Below are 16,928 nucleotides of genomic sequence, written 5' to 3' on the forward strand. Positions count from 1 at the left end.
ATCCATGGCGGTGACCTCTGGCGATTAAATACACCATTATCATGCCTTCAGCCACCACAACAAGGGAAGACCCATATATGTACAGTATATGCATGGGTGATCATTATGCAGTTTTTCACATTCTCTGAGCAGCAAGACGTTATTGCGTTGCCGCTGTTTAGCACTACCGTATCATGTGGTTTTCCCAGTCCGGCGCAGGACTACATTGAACAGCGCATTGATCTTAACGAGCTGCTCGTGCAGCACCCGTCAGCGACCTATTTCGTGAAGGCCGCCGGCGATAGCATGATCAACGGCGGTATCAGTTCCGGCGATCTCCTGGTGATCGACAGCGCGTTGACGGCAAAGCAGGGGGATATCGTTATCGCCGCCGTGGATGGAGAATTTACCGTCAAACAGCTACAGCTCCGCCCCGTTGTGCAACTTAACCCGATGAATGAAGCCTATAGCCCGATAGTGATCGGCAGTGAGGGGATCCTGGATATCTTTGGCGTCGTCACCGGTATCATTAAAATCAGGCGCTAAGTATGTTTGCCTTAGTCGATGTCAATAGCTTCTATGCTTCCTGTGAGATTGCGTTTCGTCCCGATCTACAGGAGCGACCGGTGATTGTGCTGAGTAACAACGATGGCTGCGTCATTGCTCGTAACGCCGCAGCCAAGCCATTTGTGGCCATGGGCGTTCCTTATTTTAAACAAAAGGAAACGCTGCGGCGTCATGGCGTTGTCTGTTTTAGCAGCAATTATGAGCTCTATGCCGACCTGTCCGAGCGCGTGATGGCGACGCTTGAGGAGATGATGCCGAAAGTTGAGATTTACAGTATCGATGAGGCGTTTTGCGATGTTACGGGCGTTAGTAACTGCCGAAAGCTGGCAGAGTTTGGCCTGGACATTCGGGAAACCATTCGGCAACGTACCCGCCTTACAGTAGGTGTGGGGATTGCGCCAACCAAGACGCTCGCCAAATTGGCCAATTATGCGGCAAAAAAATGGCCTCAAACGGATGGCGTGGTGGATTTATCCAGCCCCGATCGTCAGCGTCGGCTACTGGCGTTGGTACCGGTAGAAGAAGTGTGGGGCGTTGGGCGGCGCATCAGTAAAAAACTTAATGCCATGGGGATCATGACGGCGCTCGATTTGGCACAACAATCCACCTGGATAATTCGGCGGCACTTTAGCGTGGTGCTGGAACGAACGGTGCGCGAACTGTGCGGTGAATCCTGCCTGGAGTTTGAGGAGTTTGCACCGAATAAACAGGAAATTATCTGCTCCCGATCGTTTGGCGATCGCATTAGTGACTATGAATCTATGCGGCAGGCTGTGTGTAGCTATGCAACCCGTGCTGCGGAAAAGCTGCGCCATGAACGTCAGTTTTGCCGCTTTATCGCCACTTTTATCAAAACGTCGCCGTTTGCCGCGAACGAAATGTATTACGGGAATAACGCCGCGACCCGGCTATTGACGCCCACTCAGGACACCCGGGATATTATTAATGCGGCGATTCAGAGCCTGGATATTATCTGGCGTGATGGGCATCGCTATCAAAAAGCCGGGGTGATGTTAGGGGACTTTTATAGCCAAGGCGTCGCGCAATTCGATCTCTTTGATAACGCTGTGCCGAAGCGTAACAGCGAGCAGCTAATGACAACGCTGGATAAGCTCAACCAAAAAGAAGGCCGTGGCACCGTTTATTTTGCCGGGCAGGGTATCGCGCCATTATGGCAGATGAAACGCGAGATGCTGTCACCTCGTTATACGACGCGCTATAGCGATTTGTTGCAGGTGAGATAGTTCTGACAAGAGCAGGCCATATTATCGGCCCGCTCTTAACGACGCAGCACGATTAGTGGAAGCCCAGGCGGATCAGCTCAAGTGGGCAATATGTGCCGTCGCAGCCCTCAATTTCCACACAGTCAGAGCGGCGTAACTGCTCTGCCGTTTTGCCTTCTCCGTGGATTGAGCGGATCACGCCAGTTGCGCCATTATTGGCAATCATGACGTGGCTACCGATAGTGATAGCGTTACGGTTACGATCGTAGGTTTTCATCGTCTCCTCCTTTCACATTGTTAGACGTGCAAGATTTGCGGTGTGAATTAATAGCGCTGTCGTACTCGTTATGTTTTGAGCTTCGTCAAATTGGTGTTTTTTAAATGAGGATTATCGAGAGAATTTCAAGGTGATAATTTCGAAGTGGTAATGGTTTGGTTAAATAATAGACGCGCAGCCTGCGCGAATATATTTCTGATAGCAGAGAACAGCACCCACTATGACGGGCTTAATACGCTAATCGCGCGTATTAAGCCATGCGGTTCTGGACAGTGCGTGGTTACTTGATTAATTTTGCCACATTAGGACGGTTGCGATATTTATTATCCCACGGCATGCCGTAGCCAATCAGCAGGTCGTCGTTCTCCATTTCATAGGCATAGTATTGTTTCACCGGGATCTCAACGCGGCCTGGTTTAACAAACAATACGGCAATAGAAACGGATGCAGGCTGATAGTTCTCCGTAATGTGCTCCACGAGGCGCTTCATGGTACCGCCGGATTCAATGGCATCGTCGATGATGATGACATGGCGGCCTGCGATCTCAATATTATGATGGTAAACAATAGTTGAGTTATTGTTACGCTCGCCTGGCGTATGAGGGCAGGAGATATAGTCCATGCTGACATCAAAAGTGAGCTGACGGGTCAGGTCGGCGGTGTAGAGGATCCCGCCTGGAACCACGGTGATGACCACGGCATCCGCAAAATCCTGATTTAACCGTTCTGCCACGCGGCGTACGCCGGCTGCGATAGCCTCTTCGTCAAGGATGATGTCGCCAATATGATGATTTTTCAAGTAAACTCCATAATCTGATGTTCTATTCAGAAAGTCACGGACGGGCTCTTCCTGCTTTACCTCACGATGATAACCGATCTGTAAAAACGAATGGGCCGCGCCCAAATCCTTGAGCCGGATCCGTTTCAGCCTTCGCTGAAGCTTCACTCTTTATCATTAACACACAGTGTCAGGACAACAAATCTAGCATAAACCCGCATGAAAGAATGGGTATCAACACCCAAAAATAATGCGCTCTCGCTGTGTATAGGATAGCCAAGGCCAAAGATAAAAAGAGGGCGGGCGTTTGGTGATGGTTCTTCCCCTCTACATTATTTAAAAATAAATGATGTTGTGCTTGTATTTACAATATTGTTTCATCAACGAAATTGTGGGCGCAACCGTCCAGAAATAAATAATAAAATTATTACCCGCCTTGAATAAACACTTTATGGTAGCGCCACTTTACAGGAAATCCATTGACTGATGGCTAATCGATAATAGGAAAATTATGAAGAAGGCGCTTATTACACTCATCATTGCAAACGCATTGACGGCAACCACCGCATTTGCCGCGGCAGATGCTGGAACCTGGTATGCAGGCGGTAAATTTGGCTGGTCACATTACTTTGACACCAGCGCAAGTCAGCAAACGGGTGCCGATGGGCATCAATATGGTGATGTGGGCTTTGACAGCGATAATGTCGGCGGCGGCGTATTTACGGGCTATCAGATCACGCCATGGCTGGCAGTTGAAGGCGGCTATGATTATTTAGGTAATATGCAATTTAGCGGCAAAAATGGCGCATCAGGTTCTCAGATGAAAAGCCAGGGTCTACAGCTATCGCTGAAAGCAAGCTACGGCCTGACGGATAATTGGGATCTTTATGGTCGTGCAGGTGCTATGGGGTATCGTGCAGAATCGGATATTAAAGGTCACAATCGCTTTGACACTGGCGTACGTCCGGTGGTCGCTGTGGGCACGGAATATGCCTTTAATAAGAACTGGGCGGGGCGTCTGGAATATCAGTGGGTGAGTAATGTTGGAAATGAAAACCAAATTGGCGTGTCGAGCGATGTCAGCTCAGTGACTGCGGGCATCTCCTATCGTTTTGGCCAACATGATGATGCGCCGGTGATTGCTGAACCTGCCGTCGTTTCTGCTCCGGCGGCTGAGCCTCAGCGCTTTAATTTAAAATCTGATGTGATGTTTGCGTATGACTCCGCCACATTAACACCGGAGGGGAAAGCCTCTATCGCGCAGCTGTATCAAAGCACAGGTATGCAGCCGGCGAACAATAAAGCGACGGTCGTCATTGGCTACAGCGACCGTATCGGAGCGCCTAATTACAACCAACAGTTGTCGGCGAAGCGTGCGCAGGCCGTTGCCGATGAATTAGTCGTGTTAGGAATGCCTGCGGCAAATATTACGGCTGAAGGACGCGGTGCTAGCGGCTCGGTTACGGGCGCAACCTGTGATGGTCAGACAGGCCAGCAGTTGATCAACTGCCTTGCGCCGGATCGCCACGTGGTTATTGAAATAACCGATAAGGCGTAATAGCCAATAAACCTGCCCGGTGCTTTTTTGTTGGAACTGGCAGTGATACGCATGATCACCCAGGGAGATCTCCCTGGGTTTGTCATTCATATTATCGCCCGTGACGAGGGCGGCACCGGAGACTATTTTTTGGCATTGCGATAATCGTATTTGTCGCGTTTATGCTGGTACAACAGGCTATCAGCACGCAAAAATGCGGATTCCAGCGTATCGTCTTTGGTGAGTTGGTAACAGCCATAAGAGAAATTGACCAATTTTTTTCTATCAATAATGGCGAGTTTTTCATGGATCCGCGAGATAATGACGTGAGAACTTCGCAGCGTATTATCAATGAGGATTAAACTAAACTCATCACCATGAAGTCGGATCCCATAATCACTTTTGCGGATGGATAACGACAGAGCCATTCCGAGATTCTGGATCACTTTATCACCCACATGATGGCCTAGCGTATCATTGATGTTTTTGAGTCCATCACTATCAATCGCGATGACGGTGATGGCAATGTTTCGTGCAATCAACAGTTGTATTTTTTCATGCAGTGCCGGGGTTAATATTTTTTTATTGTACAGCCCTGTCATTGAGTCAATAGCGTTATCACTCGATAATAGTTCATTCTTGATAAACTGCGTTTTGATATATTTACAAATAACTAGCGTACTGATGAGATACAAAATCACCAGCCAGGCATTGTTGATTAAAATATAAATATAACCAAGTTTTACATGCAGGGTGTAATGACTGGTTATTTCCTCTTCATGGTTCATGGTCGCCAATGTTGGATATTTAGGCTTATGGAATTGAATTTCGGCTCCAGAGTTATTATCCGTAACGTAGAGATTGAGAAAACGCCATAAAAATGGGCGGTCGGCCGTGAAAAAGGATGTTGCTAAACTCTCAACACTAATATCCGTGATAAAAATCCCTTTCAAATTATCTCTATCAAAAACAGGCGTAAGCATGCTAATGATGTTTTGCTGCGTATATCCGTCTTCGTAGATTCTGGACGTAATGCTCTCACCACTGAACAGGTCAACAAGTGCCGTATCGTCTATTTCTATTGTTTGCGCACTTTTTGATATGTTGATGGCATTACCATCGGCAACCAGCCAATTATTAAATGTGTAGCGGTTAGTATCCACCAGTTTATTGATGTAAATATAGTTATTGGCAAGGTCTATATAATAACGAATGTCATCAAAAAGATAGCCATTGTAATTCGAAAAACTGTACTTGCCTTCATTTCTAAAGATGGTCTTATTGATGTCGGCCAGCGCCGGCAAATCACGACTCCAGGATTTGCAATCCGTATTACGGGTTTGCAATGTCCCATCGATTTCCGTGACGTTTTTGCGGGTCAGATTAAAGCCTGAAACATCACCTATTTTTTCAATTTTCGCGCAGACCTGTTGAGCATTCAGGTCGCTGTCATTTGAATGCGCTGTCGCAAAATCTTTGGATAACTGGGAGGCAATTCTTTGGTTGATAAACTCTTCAAAGAATAATGCTGATTTTCCATTTTCTGCAACGTAGCCGAGATAGTTGCGTAATCGCTGCGTTTCATTAATGAAAATGGAGGCAAAGAGGGAGGTTGTGAGGGCAATGATAATGCTTATTGCGAATAGGTATTTTTTGTGTAACACAATGGTAAAACCTTTAGTGCATATCTGGTTACAATGGCTTTATATATTCTAGCATTTGTGCCGAGATGTCTCACCCATAAATTATGTATATGATTAATATTCAAATGCGGACTGTTTAACTTTTACGAACTGTTAATCTCAACCCGCAGTGTGAATGCTGATATCGCCTCTTAATGATGAATAATATGTTGAACGGATAATAATTTCAGACTGTTATTTATCTGTCGGTATAATGAGAACGTCGCAAAGGGTAATAATGTGATGAATACACTCGCAGAAAGAGGTGATACATGTGCAGCGGCGGAATATTGATAAGCCGCTAAGGTATGGTGTTTTGCGCGGCAATTTCTAACGCCTGACGGATGTTTTCATTTTTCTTCGTCACTGCGTTTCGACCTGGTCAATCGCCAGATCCCCTAAGATGGGGGCCCACTGCACTTATCCTCGTATCGCAACTCTCGCGGCGGATAGAACATAAGGTTCCCTGTTAATCGACGCTTTGGGGCAGACTGCCGAACCGTCGGCTGCGCCTATCCTATCTTATTGATAATCCGCGGGCAGACACCTTCACAGAACACGCTAAAATCAATTAAATAAATAGGCATTGGCTATGCATCTTTATCCTCCTTGCCTAACATACCTATCATCTTAGATAAATCCATTATTTTTCAAAGCATTGTAAAAATACATCTATCTCATTCGTCGCGGAATGCAGGGTCTATGCTTATAAAAAGCCCCAAATGCAGAGACGGGTGCGGAATAACCCCACCCGACGCGGGTTGAAGTGATAATCATTATCACTAACATAGCGTTATCTTTTGTGGCTTCACTGATGAGGTAGACCTATGGATTTGCATTCAGGAACCTTTGATCCCAACGATGTCACCTGGCGCGGCATTACGCTGACGCCGTCTGCCGCCGCACACATCCGGGCGTTGGTTGAACAACAGTCGGGAATTCAGGGCGTGCGGCTCGGCGTGAAACAAACTGGCTGCGCGGGGTTTGGTTACGTGCTTGATGCGGTAAGCGAGCCGGATAAAGACGATCTGCTGTTTGAATCCGACGGCGCGAAGCTGTGGGTACCTTTACGCGCCATGCCGTTTCTTGACGGCACCGAAGTGGATTACGTGCGCGAAGGCTTGAACCAGCTATTCAAATATCATAACCCGAAGGCGCAGAACGAATGTGGCTGTGGCGAAAGCTTCGGGGTATAGGCGGTACATAATGACGCGTAATACTGACGCAACTGACGATGTCCAGACCTGGGCCGGTGGCCCGCTGAACTATAAAGAAGGGTTCTTTACCCAGCTACAAACGGATGAACTGGCAAAAGGTATCAGCGAAGAGGTGGTGCGGGCGATTTCTGCGCGCCGTAATGAGCCGGAATGGATGCTGGAATTTCGCCTGAAGGCCTATCATGCCTGGCTGGAGATGGAAGAGCCTCACTGGCTGAAAGCCCACTACCAGGGCTTAAACTATCAGGATTACAGCTATTACTCGGCACCGTCGTGCGGTAACTGCGACGATACCTGTGCTTCGGAGCCCGGCGCTAAGCAGCAGCCGGGGGCCAGCAGCTTTTTGACTGACGAAGTGGAAGCCGCTTTTAATCAGCTTGGCGTGCCTGTGCGTGAAGGCAAAGAGGTGGCGGTAGATGCTATTTTTGACTCCGTTTCGGTGGCGACCACGTATCGGGAAAAGTTGGCTGAGCAGGGGATTATTTTTTGTTCCTTCGGTGAGGCCATTCACGATCATGCGGAGCTGGTGAAAAGCTATCTCGGCACGGTGGTTCCGGCAAACGACAACTTTTTTGCCGCGCTGAACGCCGCGGTGGCCTCTGACGGAACCTTTATTTATATCCCGAAAGGCGTGCGCTGCCCGATGGAATTGTCGACATATTTTCGTATTAATGCGGAGAAAACTGGCCAGTTTGAACGCACTATTTTGATTGCCGATGAAGGAAGCTACGTCAGCTACATCGAAGGTTGCTCGGCGCCGGTTCGCGAAAGTTATCAACTGCATGCGGCGGTGGTAGAGGTGATCATTCATAAAGATGCAGAAGTGAAGTACTCCACCGTGCAAAACTGGTTCCCCGGTGATAACAACAGCGGTGGGATCCTCAACTTCGTCACCAAACGCGCACTGTGCGAAGGTGAAAACAGCAAGATGTCATGGACACAGTCGGAAACCGGCTCGGCTATCACCTGGAAATACCCAAGCTGCATTCTGCGCGGCGATAACTCCGTCGGCGAATTCTTCTCAGTGGCGCTGACCAGCGGTCATCAGCAGGCGGATACCGGCACCAAGATGATCCATATCGGTAAAAACACCAAATCAACCATTATCTCGAAAGGGATCTCGGCCGGGCACAGCCAAAACAGCTATCGGGGCCTGGTAAAAATCATGCCGACCGCCACCAACGCGCGTAACTACACGCAGTGCGATTCGATGTTGATCGGCCCGGACTGTGGTGCGCACACTTTCCCGTACGTAGAGTGCCGCAACAACAGCGCACAGTTGGAGCATGAGGCAACCACTTCCCGAATTGGGGAAGATCAGCTGTTTTACTGCCTGCAGCGAGGAATTAGCGAAGATGATGCCATCTCGATGATTGTAAACGGTTTTTGTAAGGATGTTTTCTCGGAGCTGCCGCTGGAATTCGCCGTGGAAGCACAAAAACTGCTGGCCATCAGCCTTGAACACAGCGTCGGTTAAGGATTAAGGGAACGATATGTTAAGTATCAAAGATTTACAGGTCTCAGTTGATGATAAAGCGATCCTGCGCGGGGTGAGCCTTGAGGTACGCCCGGGTGAGGTTCACGCCATCATGGGGCCGAACGGTTCAGGGAAAAGTACGCTCTCTGCCACGCTTGCCGGACGTGAAGATTATACCGTCACCGGCGGTGAGGTGACGTTCAAAGGCCACGATCTGCTGGAGATGTCGCCGGAAGAACGCGCGGGCGAAGGCATTTTTATGGCCTTCCAGTATCCGGTCGAGATCCCCGGCGTCAGCAATCAGTTCTTCCTGCAAACCGCGCTGAACGCGGTGCGTGCGCATCGCGGACAGGAACCGCTGGATCGCTTTGATTTTCAGGATCTGATGGAAGAGAAAATCGATCTGCTGAAAATGCCGGCGGATCTCCTGACCCGTTCGGTCAATGTCGGCTTCTCCGGCGGCGAGAAAAAGCGTAACGACATCCTGCAAATGGCGGTGCTGGAGCCGTCGTTATGCATTCTGGATGAAACGGACTCCGGGCTGGATATCGATGCGTTGAAAATTGTTTCCGAGGGCGTCAATTCCCTTCGCGACGGTAGGCGCGCGTTTATTATCGTCACTCACTATCAGCGGATCCTCGACTACATCAAGCCGGATGTGGTGCACGTGCTGTACCAAGGGCGCATCGTGAAATCCGGTGACTTCACGCTGGTGAAACAACTGGAGGAGCAGGGCTATGGCTGGCTTAGCGAACAGCAGTAGCGCACTGCAACAGTGGCATGCGCTATTTCAGGCGCGCGGCGGGCAGGTCTCTCCGCAGGCGCAGGAACACCTCCGCCAGGTGAAGCTGCTGGGGTTACCATCGCGCAAAGACGAAGACTGGAAATACACGTCGCTGGATAAACTGCTGGGCAGCACATTTGTGGCACCGGCGCTGCCTGCGCTTACGCCTGCCGAAAGAGACGCTCATGCCCTATCGCTGGATGCCTGGCGGCTGGTGTTTGTCGACGGGCAGTTTGATGCTCGATTGAGCGATGATCTCAGCGACAGTGGTTTTGACGTGACGGTGAATAACCAGCGTCAGTCGCTGCCGGAAGCGGTGCATGGCGAAATTTTCCTGCATTTGACCGAAAGCCTGGCAACCAGCGTCACGCATATTCAGGTCCGCCGCAATCAGCATCCCGCTAAACCGCTGCTGCTGTTGCATATCACTCGCGGTTTGGCCAGCGATGAGATGAATACTGCGCACTATCGCCATAATCTGCAGCTCGAAAGCGGGGCGCAGGCTACGGTGATTGAGCAGTACGTTAGTTTGAATGAAACGCGCCACTTTACCGGCTCCCGACTTACCGCAGAGGTGGCGGATAACGCCCAGCTTCAACATCTTAAACTGGGGTTTGAAAATGCGCAGAGCTATCACTTCGCCCATAACGATTTACGTCTGGGGCGCGACGCCTGCGCATTCAGCCACAGTTTCTTGCTGGGAGCAGCGGTCACCCGCCATCACACCAGTACGCAACTGAACGGTGAGAATAGCACGCTGCGGGTTAACAGCCTGTCGATGCCGGTCAACGTTGAGGTGTGCGACACCCGCACCTGGCTTGAGCACAACAAAGGCTACTGTAATAGCCGCCAGTTGCATAAAACGATTGTCAGTGACAAAGGCCGCGCCGTGTTTAACGGAGTGATTACCGTCGCACCGCATGCGATAAAAACCGATGGGCAGATGACCAACAATAATCTGCTGTTGGGACGTCTGGCCGAAGTGGATACCAAACCGCAGTTGGAAATATACGCCGATGACGTGAAGTGCAGCCACGGTGCCACCGTAGGCCGAATCGACGATGAACAGCTCTTTTATCTGCGCTCGCGCGGCGTTGCGTTGGAAGAGGCGAAAAAGATAATCCTCTATGCTTTCGCCGCTGGATTAACCGATGCCATTACCCTCGAACCACTCAAACAGCACGTGCTGGCGCGAATAGGGCTGCGTTTGTCTGGAGGTAAACTATGACCTTTTCCGTACAGCAGGTGCGAAGTGATTTTCCGATACTGGCGCGCGAAGTGAACGGTCAGCCGCTGGCCTACCTTGACTCCGCGGCCAGCGCGCAGAAACCGGAACAGGTGATTCACGCTGAAGCCGCTTTTTACCGTCACGGCTATGCCGCCGTTCATCGCGGGATCCACACGCTGAGCGCCGAAGCGACGCAGCGGATGGAGGAGGTCCGCCAAAAGGTTGCCCAGTTCCTCCATGCTGCGAGCGCTGAAGAGATTGTCTTTGTCCGCGGCACGACCGAAGCCATCAATCTGGTGGCCAATAGCTGGGGGACCCGCCACGTCAAAGCGGGCGACAACATCGTGATCACGGAGATGGAGCATCATGCCAATATTGTCCCGTGGCAGATGCTCTGTACGCGAAACGGTGCCGAGCTGCGAGTGATCCCATTAAATGCTGATGGCACTTTGCAGCTGGAAGCCGCCGCGAAGCTGTTTGATGAACGCACGCGTCTACTGGCGGTGACGCAGGTCTCCAATGTATTGGGCACCGAGAACCCGCTGGCCGAACTGATTACGCTAGCGCACCAGCACGGCGCGAAAGCGTTGGTCGATGGGGCGCAGGCGGTGATGCATCAACCGGTTGACGTGCAGGCACTCGATTGTGACTTTTACGCCTTTTCCGGTCATAAGCTGTATGGGCCGACGGGCATCGGAGCACTGTACGTCAAAGCGGATATTCTCCAGGCGATGCCACCATGGGAAGGCGGTGGCTCAATGATTGCGACCGTCAGTCTGACCGAAGGGACTACCTGGGCGAAGGCTCCGTGGCGATTTGAAGCCGGCACGCCCAATACCGGTGGTATTATTGGCCTCGGTGCGGCGCTGGACTACGTGAGCGGATTAGGGCTTACGGCCATTGGGGAGTATGAACAAACGCTGATGCGTTATGCGCTGGATGCGCTCGCCAACGTCCCCGATTTGCAGCTATACGGCCCGGCTAACCGGTTGGGGGTCATTGCGTTTAATCTCGGCAAACATCATGCCTACGACGTGGGCAGTTTCCTTGATAACTACGGGATTGCCGTGCGTACCGGCCACCACTGCGCGATGCCGCTAATGGCGTTTTATCAGGTGCCTGCCATGTGCCGGGCTTCGCTGGCGATGTACAACACCGTTGAGGAAGTCGACCGGCTGGTGGCCGGGCTACAGCGAATTCGACGTTTACTGGGATAACAGGGAGCCAACGATGGCGGTTCTACCAGATAAAGACAAACTGTTGCGCAACTTCAACCGTTGCGCCAACTGGGAAGAGAAATATCTCTATATCATTGAGTTAGGGCAACGCCTTGCGCCGCTTGCGCCAGAGCAGCATGTGGCAAAAAATATCATTCAGGGCTGTCAAAGCCAGGTGTGGATTGTGATGGGACGCGACGAGCAGGGGCGCATCACGCTGCAAGGCGATAGCGATGCCGCCATTGTTAAGGGCTTGATTGCGATTGTCTTTATCCTCTACGATGGAATGAACGCCGCCGATGTGCTGGCCTTTGAAGTTCGCCCCTGGTTTGAACAGATGGCGCTGGCTCAGCATCTGACGCCCTCACGCTCTCAAGGCCTGGAGGCGATGATTCGTGCAATTCGCACGCGCGCGGCAAGTTTTAGCTAATATAGAAAAGACAGCTTCGATTCTGTTATGAAGAAAGGCGGGCGGGTTGCCCGCCCTACTGGTCGTTCAGCTTTCTGGCATGTTGTCAGTGAATATGAATAAGGAATCCAGATATGAAGCGCGCGTCCCTTTTAACACTCAGCATTTTAAGCGCCCTCAGCGCGATTTCTAGCGCCTGGGCCGTCGACTACCCATTACCCCCTGCCAATAGCCGTTTAATCGGTCAGAACCAAACCTACACCGTTCAGGAAGGGGATAAAAACCTCCAGGCTATCGCCCGGCGCTTTGATACGGCGGCGATGCTCATCCTCGAAGCGAATAACACCATCGCGCCGGTACCCAGAGCGGGCACCGTGGTGACCATCCCGTCACAGATGCTGCTGCCGGATGTGCCGCGGGAAGGGATTGTGGTGAATCTCGCCGAACTGCGCTTGTATTACTTCCCACCGGGTGAACAGCAGGTGCAGGTCTATCCAATTGGCATTGGCCTACAGGGGCTGGAAACGCCGGAAATGACGACCCGGGTTGGGCAAAAAATTCCGAATCCGACGTGGACACCCACGGTGGGCATCCGCAAACGCTCTCAGGAGCGCGGCGTAACGCTACCGGCGGTCGTACCCGCGGGGCCAAATAACCCGTTAGGGCTCTTTGCATTGCGTCTGGCGTACGGTAACGGTGAATACCTGATCCACGGGACTAACGCCCCGGACAGCGTCGGCCTGCGCGTTAGCTCTGGCTGTATCCGTATGAACGCGCCGGATATCAAAGCCCTGTTTGCCCAGGTGCGTAGTGGCACGCCGGTAAGAGTGATTAACGAACCGGTGAAATACTCGGTGGAGCCCAACGGGACTCGTTATCTGGAAGTGCATCGTCCGCTGTCGCAGGATGCCGCACAGGATACGCAAACCATGAAGATGACGCTGTCGCCAGCCTTTAAGCAGTTCGTTGAACAGGCGAGCGCCAGCGAAAGCCAGGTGAAGCAGGTTCTCTCGCGTCGTGCAGGTTATCCAATACTGATTTCTGAAGTGAAGGGCGCGACGGCGGCACCGGTGCTGTCGGCGCAAAACGGTGAACTGTCTTCTGAAAAGGTAACGCAGTAGGAAGGGGAAATCGGAGACAAAAAAAATGGCGCACAATGTGCGCCATTTTTATTACCAGAACTCTTACTTACGGTAAGAGTGAGCCTGGTTGTCCAGACGCTGGTTAGCGCGTGCTGCGTCGTCTTTAGCAGCCTGAACGTCGGAACGCACTGCGTTCACGTCGTTGCTCAGCTGGTCAACTTTAGCGTTCAGAGTCTGAACGTCAGAAGACAGCTGATCGATTTTAGCATTGCTGGAGCAACCTGCCAGCAGAGTAGAACCCAGGATTACCGCGCCCAGTACCAGTTTAGTACGATTCATTATAAATACCCTCTAGATTGAGTTAATCTCCATGTAGCGTTACAAGTATTACACAAACTTTTTTATATTGAGAATATTTTTTTATCCGTTTTCCCTTATTTTTGATCGTTCGCTCAAAGAAGCATCGACTTTCGGGGTTCGCAGAGAAAAAGTCTGTGAAAACAGGTAACTTCCATCGGATTCATCTTAGATAATCTCAATTTAAATAGTGAATTCCTATTTGATTTTTATTGAGTCGCATTTTCTGAATGTATAAAAAAAGCGCCCGAGGGGCGCTTTTTTAAGCAAACTATAATAACTATGTAGATTATTACAGTACGTGCACGGAAGCGGTGTTGGTGGTGCCGCTTGGTACCAGAGCACCAGAAACCATCACCACAACGTCACCTTTCTGCGCCAGACCGCTTTCTACAGCGACTTCTTTACCCAGACGATAGAAATCATCGGTAGAGCTGATTTCTTTAACAACCTGCGCGACAACGCCTTTGCTCAGCACCAGCTGACGAGCGGTTGTTTCGTTGGTGGTCAGGGCCAGGATGGTTGCATCCGGGAAGTATTTACGGATTGCACGAGCAGATTTACCGCCCTGGGTCGCCACAACGATCAGTGGAGCGTCCAGTTTTTCTGCAGTTTCAACCGCGCCACGGCAAACGGCTTCAGTGATGCGCAGTTTACGGCTGTCGTTGTTGAAGTCCAGACGGCTGGTCATGACGCGGTCGGTACGTTCGCAGATGGTGGCCATGATGGTCACTGCTTCCAGCGGGTATTTACCTTTCGCGGATTCACCGGAAAGCATAACTGCATCGGTACCGTCGAGGATGGCGTTAGCTACGTCGCCTGCTTCAGCGCGGGTAGGGCGTGGGTTTTTGATCATGGAGTCCAGCATCTGGGTCGCAGTGATAACCACTTTGCGCGCACGGATACATTTTTCGATGATCATTTTCTGAGCGAAGATAACTTCTTCAACTGGGATTTCAACGCCCATATCGCCACGAGCAACCATGATGCCGTCAGACGCTTCGAGGATTTCGTCGAAGTTGTTCAGGCCTTCCTGGTTTTCGATCTTGGAGATGATCTGGATGTTTTCGCCGCCGTGGGCTTTCAGGTGCTCACGGATCTCAACCACGTCAGAACGTTTACGGATAAAGGACGCAGCAACGAAGTCAACGCCTTGCTCGCAACCGAAGATCAGATCCTGTTTGTCTTTCTCAGCCAGAGCTGGCAGCGCAATAGAAACGCCTGGCAGGTTAACGCCTTTGTTTTCGCCCAGGTCACCGTTGTTCAGCACTTTACAGATAACTTTGTTACCTTCGATAGCGGTAACTTCCATGCCGATCAGACCATCGTCAACCAGAACGGTGTTGCCTACGGTCAGGTCAGTGGTGAAGCCTTCATAGGTGACAGCAACGATTTCGTTGTTGCCTACGACAGATTTGTCGGTCGTGAAAGTGAAGGTCTGGCCAGCTTTCAGGGAAACGTCGTTACCGCCTTCCAGCTTGATGGTACGGATTTCTGGACCTTTGGTATCCAGCAGGATAGCTGCTTTCTTACCGGTTTTGCTCATCACGTTACGCAGGTTTTTGATGCGCTGACCGTGTTCAGCATAGTCACCGTGAGAGAAGTTCAGACGCATAACGTTCATGCCAGCATCAAGCATTTTGCCTAACATTTCTTCGGATTCAGTTTTCGGTCCGATGGTGCAAACAATTTTGGTCTTTTTCATGACAGTCTTAGTCTTTAAGTTGAGATTGAGAAGGATTGGGATTTTGAATTCTCGCTCCATGCGCGCACTGCCACGGAGTCAAACCGGTGTTACGAAAATTGCTATGCCACGCACTAAGGATAGGTGACATAAAAAAAGCGTGCAGAGGAAAGTGTGCTAGAGGTTCAGCATAGTGAAATAGGCGATGTTTTAATCGTTTATTAATGCAGTCCAATGAGCTGAAACCATTCAAGAAAGAAACGCGGCGGATTATACGATGTAATGCAGCAAAAAGAAAATAAAAACACCGTTTCAAAAAAATAAACAAAGCGATTAACATAATAAAAACGATTTATTGGCGAAAATGTAACAGATGATTGCGCAACAAACTCAAAAACCTTTCCTTATCGATAAGAGGTTGATTTGCTTTATCAACGAAACAAACCAATAATGAATTGATTATTAATGGAAATTAGCGAGCGTAAATGATGGGAAATCTAACGAAAGACGACGTTTTGTACCAGGAAATGTGTCGCGTGGTGGGAAAAGTGGTGCTGGAGATGCGCGATTTAGGTCAGGAGCCGAAGCACATGGTGATTGCCGGTGTACTCCGCACTGCGCTGGCGAATAACAAAATCCAGCGCCCGGAATTAACCCGTGAAGCAATGCAGAGAGTGGTAACTGCGCTGTCAGGGCAGTGAAAATCTGCGGCAAAAAAGAATAGTCAGGCGATGACGAAGCGCAGAATTGCTTTTACGGCCAGTTCGCAATGGTGAGTGATGAGCGCTTCATCATCGATGTCCGGAAGTGGACCATCCAGATAGAGGCTGTTAAAGCTGTAAAAGTTGGAAACCTGATAAAAGCTGAAGCTGCTAATCAAGCGGTGAACATCGCGCGCTTCCAGCGCCGGCTGGAATATCCCTTGCTCCTGCCCACGATGCAGTATGTGCTCAAGTAAAGACAACGCGCTCTTGTTGAGCCGCTTTAAATCCCCCGACGCCAGCAGCCATTTCCCACGCTGCATATTCTCCATACAGATAATCCGCATAAAGTCGGCGTGTTCGGCGTGATAGCGTACGCTCCACTTCACTAACTGCACCAGCGCTTCCACCGGCGGTTGATTCTCCAGACCAAGCTGCTGCTCGGTTTCACGGATCCGCGTGTAAACATAGAGCAGAACCGCCTGGTACAGCTGCTCTTTAGTTTTAAAATAGTAAACCACCATCCGCTTGGTCGTTTGGGCCTCTCCAGCGATCTGTTCCATTCTGGCGCCTGCCAGCCCGTGTTCGGCAAAAACAGCGATCGCCGCGGCGAAAATACGGGTTTTGAGCGATTGCGCTTCATCGCGATCAATGGCCGACATAACAACTCCTGTTAACTTTTCCAAGGGAACAAAAAATACACACAATGATCACAATTTAGCAACCAAA

The 16,928-nt window shown here is 50.5% G+C and carries 18 protein-coding genes; 11 read left to right on the forward strand and 7 right to left on the reverse strand.

Annotation, left to right across the window (positions count from 1 at the left end):
- Positions 1 to 105: 105 nt before the first annotated feature.
- Together umuD and umuC are read left to right on the forward strand one after the other, a co-directional pair.
- Entirely contained in the window at positions 106 to 525 is a 420-nt protein-coding gene (gene umuD / locus KCR01S_RS15010) for a translesion error-prone DNA polymerase V autoproteolytic subunit (RefSeq protein WP_061283671.1), read from the forward strand.
- Positions 526 to 527: 2 nt separating this feature from the next.
- Positions 528 to 1,790 (forward strand): translesion error-prone DNA polymerase V subunit UmuC, encoded by a 1,263-nt coding sequence (gene umuC / locus KCR01S_RS15015; RefSeq protein WP_061283487.1) that lies wholly within the window; start codon positions 528 to 530, stop codon positions 1,788 to 1,790.
- Positions 1,791 to 1,842: 52 nt separating this feature from the next.
- Here umuC and ydfZ read toward each other — a convergent pair whose 3' ends face one another.
- Positions 1,843 to 2,046: a putative selenium delivery protein YdfZ gene (ydfZ, locus tag KCR01S_RS15020; protein ID WP_061283488.1), complete on the reverse strand. Its 204-nt coding sequence runs from the start codon at positions 2,044 to 2,046 to the stop codon at positions 1,843 to 1,845.
- A gap of 280 nt (positions 2,047 to 2,326) precedes the next feature.
- On the reverse strand, positions 2,327 to 2,845 hold the full coding sequence (locus KCR01S_RS15025) for a phosphoribosyltransferase (protein WP_061283489.1): 519 nt from the start codon (positions 2,843 to 2,845) through the stop codon (positions 2,327 to 2,329).
- Positions 2,846 to 3,335: 490 nt separating this feature from the next.
- Here KCR01S_RS15025 and ompA point away from each other — a divergent pair, with 490 nt between their 5' ends.
- Positions 3,336 to 4,382, forward strand: a complete 1,047-nt coding sequence (gene ompA, locus KCR01S_RS15030; RefSeq protein WP_061283490.1) for a porin OmpA — start codon at positions 3,336 to 3,338, stop codon at positions 4,380 to 4,382.
- Positions 4,383 to 4,504: 122 nt separating this feature from the next.
- Here ompA and dgcJ read toward each other — a convergent pair whose 3' ends face one another.
- Positions 4,505 to 6,025: a diguanylate cyclase DgcJ gene (gene dgcJ / locus KCR01S_RS15035; protein ID WP_244886213.1), complete on the reverse strand. Its 1,521-nt coding sequence runs from the start codon at positions 6,023 to 6,025 to the stop codon at positions 4,505 to 4,507.
- Positions 6,026 to 6,870: 845 nt separating this feature from the next.
- Here dgcJ and sufA point away from each other — a divergent pair.
- From sufA to ldtE, 7 genes are all read left to right on the forward strand, one after another.
- Entirely contained in the window at positions 6,871 to 7,239 is a 369-nt protein-coding gene (gene sufA, locus KCR01S_RS15040; RefSeq protein WP_061283492.1) for a Fe-S cluster assembly scaffold SufA, read from the forward strand.
- Between the two features lie 10 nt (positions 7,240 to 7,249).
- Positions 7,250 to 8,737, forward strand: a complete 1,488-nt coding sequence (sufB, locus tag KCR01S_RS15045) for a Fe-S cluster assembly protein SufB (RefSeq protein WP_061283493.1) — start codon at positions 7,250 to 7,252, stop codon at positions 8,735 to 8,737.
- A gap of 16 nt (positions 8,738 to 8,753) precedes the next feature.
- Positions 8,754 to 9,500: a Fe-S cluster assembly ATPase SufC gene (gene sufC / locus KCR01S_RS15050; RefSeq protein WP_061283494.1), complete on the forward strand. Its 747-nt coding sequence runs from the start codon at positions 8,754 to 8,756 to the stop codon at positions 9,498 to 9,500.
- Positions 9,475 to 10,749, forward strand: coding sequence for a Fe-S cluster assembly protein SufD (gene sufD / locus KCR01S_RS15055; protein WP_061283495.1), 1,275 nt, complete (start codon positions 9,475 to 9,477; stop codon positions 10,747 to 10,749). Before sufC ends, sufD begins: the two co-directional genes overlap by 26 nt.
- Complete coding sequence (gene sufS / locus KCR01S_RS15060; protein WP_061283497.1) at positions 10,746 to 11,966, forward strand: cysteine desulfurase SufS; 1,221 nt, start codon at positions 10,746 to 10,748, stop codon at positions 11,964 to 11,966. Before sufD ends, sufS begins: the two co-directional genes overlap by 4 nt.
- Before the next feature lie 13 nt (positions 11,967 to 11,979).
- Complete coding sequence (gene sufE / locus KCR01S_RS15065; RefSeq protein ID WP_061283499.1) at positions 11,980 to 12,396, forward strand: cysteine desulfuration protein SufE; 417 nt, start codon at positions 11,980 to 11,982, stop codon at positions 12,394 to 12,396.
- 113 nt (positions 12,397 to 12,509) lie between these two features.
- A complete protein-coding gene (ldtE, locus tag KCR01S_RS15070; protein WP_061283501.1) occupies positions 12,510 to 13,496 on the forward strand; it encodes a L,D-transpeptidase LdtE in 987 nt (328 codons plus the stop codon).
- Between the two features lie 63 nt (positions 13,497 to 13,559).
- Here the strand turns inward: ldtE and KCR01S_RS15075 are convergent, their stop codons facing one another.
- The 3 genes from KCR01S_RS15075 to ynhH form a co-directional block, all read right to left on the reverse strand.
- Positions 13,560 to 13,796, reverse strand: a complete 237-nt coding sequence (locus KCR01S_RS15075) for a major outer membrane lipoprotein (protein ID WP_006118977.1) — start codon at positions 13,794 to 13,796, stop codon at positions 13,560 to 13,562.
- A gap of 310 nt (positions 13,797 to 14,106) precedes the next feature.
- Positions 14,107 to 15,519, reverse strand: coding sequence for a pyruvate kinase PykF (gene pykF / locus KCR01S_RS15080; protein WP_061283504.1), 1,413 nt, complete (start codon positions 15,517 to 15,519; stop codon positions 14,107 to 14,109).
- Positions 15,520 to 15,526: 7 nt separating this feature from the next.
- Positions 15,527 to 15,838, reverse strand: coding sequence for a protein YnhH (gene ynhH / locus KCR01S_RS25875; protein ID WP_420883588.1), 312 nt, complete (start codon positions 15,836 to 15,838; stop codon positions 15,527 to 15,529).
- Positions 15,839 to 15,986: 148 nt separating this feature from the next.
- Between ynhH and fumD the strand changes: the two genes are divergently transcribed.
- A complete protein-coding gene (fumD, locus tag KCR01S_RS15085) occupies positions 15,987 to 16,199 on the forward strand; it encodes a fumarate hydratase FumD (RefSeq protein ID WP_061283673.1) in 213 nt (70 codons plus the stop codon).
- Between the two features lie 23 nt (positions 16,200 to 16,222).
- Here the strand turns inward: fumD and KCR01S_RS15090 are convergent, their stop codons facing one another.
- Complete coding sequence (locus tag KCR01S_RS15090; protein ID WP_061283506.1) at positions 16,223 to 16,861, reverse strand: TetR/AcrR family transcriptional regulator; 639 nt, start codon at positions 16,859 to 16,861, stop codon at positions 16,223 to 16,225.
- Positions 16,862 to 16,928: the final 67 nt, after the last annotated feature.

It is taken from the genome of Kluyvera cryocrescens NBRC 102467, from assembly GCF_001571285.1.
GTDB classification, from domain to species: Bacteria; Pseudomonadota; Gammaproteobacteria; order Enterobacterales; family Enterobacteriaceae; genus Kluyvera; species Kluyvera cryocrescens.